The 11,970-nt window shown below is 62.9% G+C and carries 11 protein-coding genes; 9 read left to right on the forward strand and 2 right to left on the reverse strand.

Features of this window, described 5'->3' with window-relative positions:
• The 8 genes from J5M56_RS10640 to pdeM all read left to right on the forward strand — a co-directional run bounded on the left by J5M56_RS10640 (position 1) and on the right by pdeM (position 10,521).
• Positions 1-477, forward strand: a complete 477-nt coding sequence (locus J5M56_RS10640) for an LEA type 2 family protein (RefSeq protein ID WP_207936794.1) — start codon at positions 1-3, stop codon at positions 475-477.
• Positions 478-483: 6 nt separating this feature from the next.
• Positions 484-684 (forward strand): SEC-C metal-binding domain-containing protein, encoded by a 201-nt coding sequence (locus tag J5M56_RS10645; RefSeq protein WP_060477824.1) that lies wholly within the window; start codon positions 484-486, stop codon positions 682-684.
• A gap of 145 nt (positions 685-829) precedes the next feature.
• A complete protein-coding gene (locus J5M56_RS10650; protein ID WP_207936795.1) occupies positions 830-3,271 on the forward strand; it encodes a penicillin acylase family protein in 2,442 nt (813 codons plus the stop codon).
• Between the two features lie 197 nt (positions 3,272-3,468).
• The gene (locus J5M56_RS10655; RefSeq protein ID WP_186477604.1) at positions 3,469-4,485 is read left to right on the forward strand and encodes a ligase-associated DNA damage response exonuclease; all 1,017 of its coding nucleotides are present in this window, start codon (positions 3,469-3,471) and stop codon (positions 4,483-4,485) included.
• The gene (locus tag J5M56_RS10660; protein WP_186477603.1) at positions 4,482-6,140 is read left to right on the forward strand and encodes an ATP-dependent DNA ligase; all 1,659 of its coding nucleotides are present in this window, start codon (positions 4,482-4,484) and stop codon (positions 6,138-6,140) included. Before J5M56_RS10655 ends, J5M56_RS10660 begins: the two co-directional genes overlap by 4 nt.
• 96 nt (positions 6,141-6,236) lie before the next feature.
• Positions 6,237-7,352 (forward strand): succinylglutamate desuccinylase/aspartoacylase family protein, encoded by a 1,116-nt coding sequence (locus J5M56_RS10665; protein ID WP_207936797.1) that lies wholly within the window; start codon positions 6,237-6,239, stop codon positions 7,350-7,352.
• A gap of 65 nt (positions 7,353-7,417) precedes the next feature.
• Entirely contained in the window at positions 7,418-9,865 is a 2,448-nt protein-coding gene (locus J5M56_RS10670) for a ligase-associated DNA damage response DEXH box helicase (protein ID WP_207936799.1), read from the forward strand.
• Positions 9,862-10,521, forward strand: coding sequence for a ligase-associated DNA damage response endonuclease PdeM (pdeM, locus tag J5M56_RS10675; RefSeq protein ID WP_207936801.1), 660 nt, complete (start codon positions 9,862-9,864; stop codon positions 10,519-10,521). The genes J5M56_RS10670 and pdeM overlap by 4 nt, the downstream gene beginning before the upstream one ends.
• A gap of 3 nt (positions 10,522-10,524) precedes the next feature.
• On the opposite strand, the gene J5M56_RS10680 is transcribed toward pdeM, so the two are convergent.
• Together J5M56_RS10680 and dcd are read right to left on the reverse strand one after the other, a co-directional pair.
• Positions 10,525-10,749 (reverse strand): hypothetical protein, encoded by a 225-nt coding sequence (locus J5M56_RS10680; RefSeq protein WP_207936802.1) that lies wholly within the window; start codon positions 10,747-10,749, stop codon positions 10,525-10,527.
• Between the two features lie 98 nt (positions 10,750-10,847).
• A complete protein-coding gene (dcd, locus tag J5M56_RS10685; protein ID WP_008096785.1) occupies positions 10,848-11,414 on the reverse strand; it encodes a dCTP deaminase in 567 nt (188 codons plus the stop codon).
• A 327-nt stretch (positions 11,415-11,741) separates the two neighbouring features.
• Here dcd and J5M56_RS10690 point away from each other — a divergent pair, with 327 nt between their 5' ends.
• Entirely contained in the window at positions 11,742-11,951 is a 210-nt protein-coding gene (locus tag J5M56_RS10690) for a cold-shock protein (protein ID WP_016488765.1), read from the forward strand.
• Positions 11,952-11,970 lie beyond the last annotated feature (19 nt).

An 11,970-nucleotide genomic window follows, 5' to 3' on the forward strand; every position in this document is an offset into this window, starting at 1 on the left:
ATGATTGCCGCCAGCCGCCTGCTCTTGTTAAGTGTCCTTCTGGTGCTGCTGGGAGGCTGTGCGAGCTGGGGCGATGACGACTGGCGCGAACCTCAGTTACACCTGGACAAGGTCGAAACGGTCAAGGCACGGTTGCTGCAACAGGAGTTCGTCCTGCACTTTCGCGTCGACAACCCCAATGACAGCCGCCTGTTCATCCGCAACCTCAGTTACTCGGTATGGCTGAACGACCTTTTGCTGGTGCAGGATGATGTCAGCCTCTGGCGCAGTGTCGGCGGGCACGCACGGCGCACGTTCAAGATCACCGCGCGGACCAATCTATGGCAGCACCTGAAGCCGTTGGTCAAATTACTCAAAAGCAACCAGGCGCTGCATTATCGCCTGCAAGGCGAGCTCGAAACCGGGCTGATCATCCATCAGGACCTGCACTTGCGCCGCAGCGGTGAGATAATGCCCGGCGATCTCAAACCGGAGTAACCAGCAATGACCCAGCAACCCCATGTTCATGGCCCAGACTGCAACCACGGTCACGATCATCATGATCACGACCACGGCCATGTGCACGGCCCGCACTGCAACCACGGCCACCAGGAGCCGGTGCGCAACGCCCTGAAAGACGTTGGTCGCAACGATCCATGCCCATGCGGCAGCGAGAAGAAGTTCAAGAAGTGCCACGGCGCCTGACACCTTGAATGCCGGTCGTTGCAGTTGCCCGAATGCGCTGCAGCGACCGCTGGTAAATAAAGCTTGCGCACACCTTGCACGGCGCCTGCGCGCTCACTACCTTAGCGCCTTTCCAACCTCGCCACGCCTTGCAGGAGCCCTTGTCATGGCCGCCCTCGTCCGCCCTCCCTTCCGCCTGCGGTTCACAGCCGCCGCCACCTTGCTAGGCATGCTCGGCCTGGCCGGCTGTCAGATGGGGGGCTATCAGGACAGCGTGCCGCCAACCACGGGGGTACAGCCGCTCAAGGGCCTGGCCCAGAACGTATCGGTACGGCGCAACGCCATGGGTGCAGCGCTGATCGAAAGCAGCAGCTTCCATGATGCCCTGTTCACCCTTGGCTATGTGCATGCCGGTGATCGCATCGAGCAGATGCTCGCCATGCGCCTGCTGGCCCAAGGCCGCCTGGCAGAGTTGGCCGGGAGCGAGGCGCTGGATATCGACCGCCTGATGCGCGCCGCCAACCTCAAGCAGCGTGCTGCCCAGCAATACGCCGATGCCTCGCCGCGCTTGAAGCGCTTTTTCGAGGTGTATGCACGAGGCGTCAATGCCTACCTGTTCCGATACCGCGACAAACTACCGGCAAACCTGGCCAGCACCGGGTATCGGGCGGAGTACTGGAAGCCTGAGGATTCGGCATTGATTTTCAGCCTCTACGCCTTCAGCCAGTCGGTGAATTTGCACGAAGAGCTCAGCGCCCTGACCCTGGCGCAAAAGGTGGGCAGCGCCAAATTGCCTTGGCTGCTGCCCGGCGCACCGGACGAACCTCTGCCTGACGCCGAGGTGGAGAAACTCAAAGGCCTGAACCTGGGCAGCCAATTACCAGGCTTGCCCGCATTGGCGGCAGCCAGCCAGAAACTCGCCGACCTCGACCTGCTCGGCAGCCCTGGGTCAGCCAACCTGGCGCTCGGCCCGCAGCGCAGCCGCAGTGGCAAGAGCCTGTTGGCCAGTGACAGCCGCGCCACCTGGGCCTTGAGCCCGGTGCAGATCCACACGGGCAAGTATCAGGTCGCGGGCCTTTCTCTGCCGGGCTTTCCCATCGTGTTGGCCGGTTACAACGGCAAACTGGCCTGGAGCAGCAGCGCAGTAATGGCTGATAACCAAGACCTGTACCTGGAGCAACTGCGGCACGCCGGCAGCCAGGTGAGCTACCTGGCCGACGGCAAATGGCTAGCGGCGCGGGCGCGCAGCGAGACGTTCTTCGTACGCGGCCAGCGCCCACAGCGCGAAGTGATGTACGACACTCGCCACGGCACCCTGCTGCCCCAGGCCGGCAACCCGAGCCTAGGCCTGGCCCTGAGCCTGCCACACCTCAAGGGCGACCGCAGCCTCGACGCACTGTTCGACCTGACCCGGGCACAGAATGTGGAGCGTGCCTTCGACAGTACCCGTGAGGTGGCCAGCGCTGCCCTGAACTTCGTCTTCGCCGAACCTGAGCATATCGGCTGGCAGGTTAGCGGCCGCTACCCCAACCGCCGTGAGGGCCAGGGCCTGCTGCCGTCGCCAGGCTGGGATGGGCGCTATGACTGGGACGGCTATGCCGACCCGATGCTGCACCCCTATGACCAGGACCCTCCGGCCGGCTGGATCGCCCACGCCAACCAGCGCAGCCTGCCCCGTGGCTATGGCATGCAGCTGTCCAGCACCTGGTACTACCCTGAGCGTGCAGAGCGCCTGGCCCAGCTGGCCGGCAACGGCCGACACGACGCGCGCAGCCTGATGGCCATGCAGAATGATCAGGTGACGCTGATGGCCGCCAAGCTCAAGCAGATGTTCGAGGCTCCCGGCATGGCCCAGCCGCTCAAGCAGGCCATCGATGCCCTGCCGCCGGCTCAGCGCGACAAAGCGCGCAACGCGCTTGCTCGTCTGAAGGCATTCGATGGCCGACTGAGCCCGGTTTCGGCGGATGCAGCGCTTTACGAGCTGTTCCTTCAGGAAGTCACTCGGCAGACCTTCCTCGACGACCTCGGCCCGGAGTCGGGCCCTGCCTGGCAAGCATTCGTCAGTAATGCCCGGTTGTCTTACTCGGCTCAGGCCGACCACCTGCTGGGGCGCGACGACAGCCCATTCTGGGATGATCGCAGCACAGCGCAAAAAGAGGACAAACCGGCCATCCTCGCCCGCAGCCTGGCAGCTGCGGTAGATGTTGGCTCCGCGCAACTGGGCAGCGACCTAAGCGCCTGGCAATGGGGCAAGCTGCACCAGTATCGCTGGCCGGCGCCCGCTTATCACGGCCTGGGTGACGCGCTTAGCCACTCACCACTGGCCGCCGGTGGCGACTTCACCACGCTGAGCCTGACCCCATACGCCTGGGGTAGCGATTTCGACACGCGCCTGCCGGCTTCGGCACGGATGATCGTCGATTTCAGCCAGGCCGAACCCCTACAGGTGCTGACCAGCAGCGGACAGTCCGGCAACCCGGCCAGCGCGCACTACGCCGACGGCCTGGATGCCTGGTTCAAAGGGCGCTTCATGAGCCTGCCGCTGCAGCCGCAGCATTTCGCACGGGCTTATGGCAGCCAGCGCTTGACCTTGGTGCCGGGGCGTTGAGGGTTGCAGCACAATGACGCAAAGCGAGGCGTGTCAGTGGGCACGCCTCAGCATCTTCAGCGCCTGAGGGATCGAGCAGCCGGCTGCACTCCAGCCGCCGCCTTAGCCAAGCCAGGCAGCTGTGAGCCAATTCCATACGAACTTCCCCCCGTGGCCAAAGCTCCTAACTGGTAACCCACAACCAGCACAGGCATGCCATGGACCTCGTCATCGCCCGCCCCGAAGGCCTGTACTGCCCGCCCGGCGACTTTTACATAGACCCCTGGCGCCCGGTCGAGCGCGCAGTGATCACCCACGGGCACGGCGACCATGCCCGCACGGGCAATAGCCATTACCTGACCGCTGCACCCGGTGAGGGCATCCTGCGCAGCCGCTTGGGCCAGGGCATCGACTTGCAGACCCTGGCCTACGGTGAGCGCATCCAGCACCATGGCGTCACCCTCAGCCTGCACCCGGCCGGCCACGTGTTGGGGTCGGCGCAGGTGCGCCTGGAATACCAAGGCGAAGTCTGGGTCGCGTCGGGCGATTACAAAGTCGAACCGGATGGCACCTGTAGCGCCTTCGAGCCGGTGCGCTGCCATACCTTCATCACCGAATCCACGTTCGGCCTGCCGATCTATCGCTGGCCCAGCCAGGCGGAAATCTTCGCTGGCATCAATGCTTGGTGGCGCAGCAATTGTGAGCAAGGCAAGGCCAGCGTTTTATTCTGCTATGCCTTCGGCAAGGCGCAGCGGATTCTGCATGGCCTGGACCCGGACATCGGCCCGATTCTGGTGCATGGCGCTGTCGAGCCACTGAACCGGGTCTACCGCGAAGCTGGGGTGTACCTGCCGCCTACTCGGTATGCCGGCGATATTCCGCGCAAAGACCCACTGATGCAAAGAGCGCTGGTGCTGGCGCCACCTTCGGCCGCTGGCAGCACGTGGATGCGCCGTTTCGGCGATTACAGCGACGCCTTCGCCAGCGGCTGGATGCTGCTGCGCGGAACACGGCGGCGCCGCGGTGTGGACCGCGGCTTCGTGTTGTCCGACCATGCCGACTGGCCAGGGCTGCTCTGGGCCATCGGCCAGACCGGCGCCGAGCGGGTCATGGTGACCCACGGCTCAGTGAACGTGCTGGTGCGCTACCTCAATGAGCAAGGCCTGGATGCTCGGGCTTTCGTCACCGAGTATGGCGAAGAGGATGACACCCCGGCCACGGAGCCCGAGGCATGAAAGCATTCGCCGAACTTTACCTGCGCCTGGATGCCACTACGTCCAGCAATGCCAAGCTGGAGGCGTTGCGCGACTACTTCGCATCGGCGCCTGCCGAAGATGCTGCATGGGCTGTGTATTTTCTTGCTGGGGGCCGCCCTCGGCAATTGGTGCCCACACGAACACTACGTGAACTGGCAACGGCGATGGCCGGTTTGCCTGAGTGGTTGTTCGAAGAGAGCTATCAAGCCGTAGGCGATTTGGCAGAAGCCATTTCGCTGCTGCTGCCTGACGCTAGCCAGGGCAGCGACGAGGGCCTGGCCTACTGGGTCGAAACTCATCTGCTGCCCTTGCGTGGGCTGCCCGCAGAGGTCATCCAGCAGCGCCTGCCGCCTTTGTGGGCACAATTGGACCGCCCTAGCCTGATGCTCTGCCTGAAGCTGATCACGGGCAGTTTTCGCGTAGGCGTTTCCAAATTGCTGGTCACTCGCGCCCTGGCCCAACTCGCAGGCCTGGACGCCAAGCGCGTCGCTCAACGAATGGTAGGCTACACCGACATCAGCCATCGGCCGACGGCCACCAGTTACCACAAGCTGGTCGCTGAAGAATCCGCCGATGAACACAGCCAGCGCGGCGGCCAGCCTTATCCGTTCTTTCTCGCTCACCCGCTGCAAGCCCCGGCTGAGGAGTTTCAGGCTCAGCTCGGCCCGCCCTCTGAATGGCAGATCGAATGGAAGTGGGATGGCATACGTGCCCAGGTGGTCAAGCGTGAGGGCCAGCTGTGGATCTGGTCACGCGGCGAAGAGCTGGTCACCGACCGCTTTCCCGAGCTGCATGCATTGGCTGAAAGCCTACCTGACGGCACAGTACTGGACGGCGAGATTCTGGTCTGGAAGCCCGCTGGCGACCCTGATGTGCCGGCCGTACAACCCTTCGCGGTGCTGCAGCAACGCATCGGCCGCAAAACCTTGGGCAAGAAACTACTGGCCGACGCTCCGGTAGTGCTGCAAGCCTATGACCTGTTGGAATGGCAAGGCGAAGACTGGCGCAGCCGGCCGCAACACGAGCGGCGTCAACAGCTAGAGCGTCTGGTGCAGGAACAGCCACTGGCACCGTTGCTGCTTTCGCCCTTGCTTGAGGGTAACGATTGGAGCGACCTGGCCCAACAACGGGAGCAGTCCCGTGTTCTGGGTGTCGAGGGCCTGATGCTCAAGCAGCGCGATGCCCTGTACGGCGTAGGCCGCACCAAAGACATGGGCCTGTGGTGGAAGTGGAAGATCGACCCGTTCAGCGTCGATGCGGTTCTGATCTACGCCCAGCGCGGCCACGGCCGCCGCGCCAGTTTGTACAGCGACTACACCTTCGCTGTGTGGAATGCGCCACCCGGCACTCCCGACAGGGCCCTGGTGCCATTCGCCAAGGCGTACTCCGGGCTTAGCGACGAGGAAATGCGCAAGGTCGATGCGATCATTCGCAAAACCACGGTGGAGACGTTCGGGCCAGTGCGAAGCGTCAAGCCCACGCTGGTATTCGAGTTGGGCTTCGAGGGCATTGCACTTTCCAAACGCCACAAGAGCGGCATCGCCGTGCGCTTTCCACGGATGCTGCGCTGGCGCCTGGACAAGCCGGTGGACGAAGCCGACGACCTGGCCAGTCTGCAGGCCTTGCTGGTCTGAACAAGGCACACGGTGAGGCGCTATCGCAGAAAGTATGCTTCTATCTTTCTGCCGACCCGTGTCGCAGACCGTTTTCGCCACGCAGCCAGGACCACCATGCATCACTCGACCCACGAACTGCTTTCGCCCGTGCCGGGCATCACCCGCCAACTGCACAGCTTCCACTTCGGCCCAAAAGGGGGGGCGAAGGTGTATATCCAGGCTTCGCTACACGCCGACGAACTGCCCGGTATGCTCGTAGCCTGGCACCTCAAACGCCGCCTGAGCGAACTTGAACAGCAAGGCCGCCTGCTCGGCGAGATCATCCTTGTACCGGTGGCCAACCCGGTTGGCCTGGCGCAGGTGATGCTGGACGCCCCCTTGGGCCGTTTCGAGCTGCAAAGCGGGGAGAACTTCAACCGCAACTTCGTCGACCTCTCCGACAGCATCGGTGACCAGATCGAAGGCCATCTGACTCAAGACCCAACCCACAACCGGGCACTGATACGCGAGTATCTGCGTCGCGGCCTGGATGCCCAGACGGCGCAGACGCCACTGCAGTCTCAACGCCTGGCCTTGCAACGTCTGGCGTGCGATGCCGACATGGTGCTGGACCTGCACTGTGATTTCGAGGCAGTCGAGCACCTCTACACCACCCCCGAAGCCTGGCCTCAGGTCGAGCCACTGGCGCGCTACCTGGGGGCGCAGGCGAGCCTGCTGGCCACCGACTCAGGCGGGCAGTCGTTTGATGAGTGTTTCAGCCTGGTGTGGTGGCAACTGCAACAGCGCTTTACCAAGCGCTTCCCGATCCCACTGGGCAGCCTCGCGGTCACTGTGGAGCTGCGCGGCCAGGCGGATGTGACCCATGAGCTGGCCAATCAAGACAGCCAGGCCATACTCGAGTACCTGACCCACACGAAAGTCATCCAGGGCACCCCTGCCCCATTGCCAGCGCTGCCTCACCCAGCCACCCCGCTGGCCGCTGTGGAGCCGGTGATTGCCCCGCTAGGTGGGCTGGTGGTGTACCACGCGCGCCCTGGCCAGTATCTGCAGGCAGGGCAACTGATCGCCGAAGTCATTGACCCGTTGAGCGACCGTGTGAGCGCAATCCGCAACAGCCAGCCGGGCCTGTTGTATGCGCGCAATGTTCGGCGCATGGCCACGGCAGGCATGGTGATTGCCCATGTCGCAGGCGAGCAGGTGTGCCGCAGCGGTTACCTCTTGGCCAATTGATCGATTAAAACCAATACTGGTGGCCGGTGGTCTGTAGAACACGATCTCTCAGGACCTTCGGCACCATGCCCGCTCATTCCGACCTAGCCAATGCCTGGTTCAAAGCCCGCAACTGGAAGCCATTTGCGTTTCAGCGCCAGGTGTGGGCAGCAGTAGGTCGCGGCGAATCCGGGCTGCTGCATGCCAGCACCGGGGCAGGCAAAACCTACGCGCTATGGCTGGCAGCGCTGCGCGCATTCGCCAAGCCAACCAAGGGGCGCCAGCCTGCACCGCTGCAGGTGTTATGGATCACCCCAATGCGCGCACTGGCCGCAGATACTGCGCGCGCCCTGCAAGCGCCATTGGATGAGCTTGGCTTGGACTGGACGGTTGGCGTACGCAGTGGCGACACTGGCAGCGCCGAGCGCGCTCGGCAGGCCCGGCGTTTGCCAAGCACCCTGATCACCACACCAGAAAGCCTGACACTGCTGCTGACCCGAGCTCAGGCGGCTGAAGACTTCGCTAACCTGCGCCTAGTGGTGGTGGATGAGTGGCATGAACTGCTCGGCAACAAGCGTGGCGTGCAGTTGCAGCTGGCATTGGCGCGTTTGCGTCGATGGCACCCGGGGCTGGTAACCTGGGGCTTGTCGGCGACTCTAGGCAACCTGTCCCACGCCCTGGAGGTGCTGCTACCGGGTGGCGGCCAATTGGTCAAAGGCCGCCAGGACAAGCAATTGCTGGTCGACACCTTGCTGCCCACAGCGATTGAGCGCTTTCCCTGGGCCGGGCACATGGGGCTGAAAATGCTTGACCAGGTTGCCCAGGAACTCGATGCCAGCACCAGCAGCCTGGTATTCACCAACACCCGCGCCCAGGCCGAACTCTGGTACCAGGCATTGCTTGATGCCCGCCCCGACTGGGCCGGGCAGATTGCCTTGCACCATGCATCGCTGGCCCGGGCAACACGTGACTGGGTCGAGCAAAGCCTCAAGCAGGGCACGCTCAAGGCCGTGATCTGCACCTCCAGCCTCGACCTGGGCGTGGACTTCCTCCCGGTGGAACGTGTGCTGCAGATCGGCTCGACCAAAGGCATTGCCCGCCTCATGCAGCGCGCCGGTCGCTCTGGCCATGCCCCAGGGCGGCGTTCGCGCATCACCTTGGTGCCGACCCACAGCCTGGAGTTGGTTGAGGCCGCCGCAGCCCGGGCAGCACTGACTGAGGGGCATATCGAAGCGCGTCGCTCGCCACGCCTGTGTATGGACGTGCTGGTCCAGCACCTGGTGAGCATGGCGTTGGGCAGTGGTTTTCGCCCGGACCAATTGCTCGCCGAAGTGCGCAGTACCTGGGCGTTCCGCGAGCTGCGCGACAGCCAGTGGCAATGGGCGCTGGACTTCGTCAACCACGGCGGCCACGCCCTGACCGCATACCCGGATTACCAGCGCGTCGAGGCACACCCCGACGGTGTCTGGCGGGTAGCCAGCGAACGCCTGGCGCGCCGCCAGCGCATGGGTATCGGCACCATCGTCAGCGAGGCCAGCCTGCAGCTCAAATACTGGAGCAAGGGCGGCGGCGGCAAACACCTGGGGAGCGTCGAAGAAGCCTTCATCGCCCGCTTGCGGCCCGGTGACAGCCTGGTATTCGGGGGCCGTATCCTGGAGCTGGTGCGGGTGGAAGGCATGACCGCCTATGTACGGCGCAGCACTTCGCGCAAGGCTGCGCTGGCGCGCTGGAATGGGGGGCGCATGCCACTGTCCAGCGAACTGGCTGACGCACTGGTCGAACAGCTCGATGCTGCCTCACAGGAACAGTTCCGAGGGCCAGAGATGCAAGCGGTACGGCCCCTGCTCACGTTGCAGGCGCAGTGGTCAGCCTTGCCAACCTGCAACACCCTATTGGCAGAAACGCTCAGCACCCGCCAGGGCTCGCACCTGTTTCTCTACCCATTCGCCGGGCGCATGGCCAACCTGGGCTTGGCCAACCTGATCGCCTGGCGGGTGAGCCGCGAGCAGCCGTTATCGGTATCCATCGCTGTGAACGACTACGGTTTCGAACTGCTCAGCCCTAGCGATGTAAATTGGGCAGGTTGCTTGCCGGGTGCGCTTGGCGGCGACAACCTGCTGGAGGATGTTATGGCCAGCCTGAATGCTGGGGAAATGGCGCTGCGGCGTTTTCGTGAGATCGCTCAGATCGCCGGGCTGGTGTTCGGTGGGTACCCTGCCGCGCAAAAAAGCACACGGCAGATCCAGGCGTCCAGCGGCCTGTTCTACGAAGTGTTCCGCAAGCATGATGCTGGCAACTTGCTGCTTGGCCAGGCGCGCGATGAGGTGCTGAACGAGGAGTTGGAAATCGAACGGCTACACCGTCAGTTAACCAAGATGCAGCAGTTGCAACTGGACCTGCGCCCGCTGCAGCGGCCTGGCCCGCTGGCTTTCGCTCTGCTGGTCGAGGGCATGCGGGAAACCTTGAGTACCGAAAAGCTGGCAGACCGTATCGCGCGCATGGTGGCAGACTTGGAAAAAGCGGCCAATCGATGACGAGTAATCACCTGGTTATCGAACACTGCGGCGAGACGCTCTGGTTGCTGGCGGACAAGGCCATCTATTGGCCGGCACGTTGCGCCCTGCTGGTGGCCGACGTGCATATCGGCAAGGCAGCCAGTTACCGAGCGCTGCATCAACCCGTTCCCCGCGGCACCACATCGGCGACCCTGGCGCGCCTGGACGGCTTGCTGCAGCAGTACCCGTGCGAGCAGTTGATCATCCTTGGCGACTTCCTGCATGCGCGCAAAGCCCATGCCCCGGCCACCCTGGCCAGGCTGCATGAGTGGAGAGCCCGGCATGATCGGTTGAAGGTCGTACTGGTACGTGGCAACCATGACCACCACGCAGGGGACCCACCTGCCACATTAGCCATAGAGGTACAGGACGAGCCCCTGTTGATGGCTCCTTTTGCCTTACAACATGAGCCCCAGCCGCATCCAGAGTACCCGGTGCTGGCCGGACACGTGCATCCGGCATACCTGCTGCGTGGGCGCGCACGTCAAAGGCTCAGGCTGCCGTGCTTCCTCATGGACGCACAGGTCAGCCTGCTACCGGCCTTTGGGGAGTTCACCGGTGGATGGTTGGTTGAGCCCGGCCATGGCGCCCGCGTCTACCTCACTGGAGGCGACCAGATCTGGGCGCTGGCCTAGCAGTCACACTACGGGTGAAGGAGGCGGATCATCAGGACGGGTGGGGTTACCCGGCTCATTAGGCGTATCGCCAGGCTGTGTAGGTTGCGGCGTATCAGGATCGGGCTGGTGCGGCACACCACCGGCCTGAAGGGGAAGTGGATGCGCGAGTACTGACCAGGCCAGCAACCCAATCTGGTTGGGCTGCATGACAGCCAGCTTGGCACTGATTGAGGGGTCAAGTTTCATAGGCAACTCCTGACTAGGGCCGACACGTTGCATACGTATCGGCACTGTTCAATCTCTTGGAGTGCCAACGTCGAAACTAATTCCCCGCGCTCGTCGGATCAGGTGCGAGGCAGGGTAACGCCGCGTTGTCCTTGGTACTTGCCGCCACGGTCCTTGTACGACACTTCGCACTCTTCATCGGATTCGAGGAACAGCATCTGCGCCACACCTTCATTGGCGTAGATCTTCGCCGGCAAGGTAGTGGTGTTGGAAAACTCCAACGTCACGTGGCCCTCCCACTCAGGCTCCAGCGGCGTCACGTTCACGATGATGCCGCAACGGGCATAGGTGCTTTTGCCCAGGCAGATGGTCAGAACGTTGCGCGGAATACGGAAATATTCGACGGTACGGGCCAGGGCGAAGGAGTTGGGCGGGATGATGCACACATCGCTCTTGACGTCGACGAAGCTGCCGGCATCGAAGTTTTTCGGGTCGACGGTGGCCGAGTTGATGTTGGTGAACACTTTGAATTCATCAGCGCAGCGTACGTCGTAGCCGTAGCTGGAGACGCCGAAGGAGATGACCCGGCTGTCCTGCTCGCCGCGCACTTGGCGCTCGACGAATGGCTCGATCATGCCGTGTTCCTGCGCCATGCGGCGAATCCACTTGTCCGATTTGATGCTCATGGCGGGGTGTCCTGAAGAGTTGCGAGGGGAAAATCCAGACGCGCATATTACCGGTCCCGAGGCCAGGGTTAAAGTTCCAAGCCTCACCCCGCGTCGCACGAGGCTTGCAGCCGCCGCCGATCCGAATTTGCCTAAAGCGTTCACAGACCATTGGCAGCTTGCGGAAAGTGGGGTAAGGTGGCGCCACTGTGCTGCACGTGACACCGAGAATCTCTAGTTTGATGCACGATCCTGATCGGCCCATCGCTGAATTTTCTGCTCTCTTTGCGCTCAGTCCCGGGCAGGGTTTTTCCTGACCGTTATCAAATTGTCCAAGGAGACAGAAAAATGTCCAACCGTCAATCCGGTACCGTTAAGTGGTTCAACGATGAGAAAGGCTACGGCTTCATCACCCCTCAGTCGGGCGATGACCTGTTCGTGCACTTCAAAGCCATCCAAGCTGACGGCTTCAAAACCCTGAAAGAAGGCCAGGCTGTTACTTTCGTCGCTACCCGCGGCCAGAAAGGCATGCAGGCTGAAGAAGTTCAGATCGCCTAAGTCGATCTCAGCTTTCTAG

Source organism: Pseudomonas sp. 51_B (assembly GCF_017491595.1).
GTDB classification, from domain to species: Bacteria; Pseudomonadota; Gammaproteobacteria; order Pseudomonadales; family Pseudomonadaceae; genus Aquipseudomonas; species Aquipseudomonas promysalinigenes.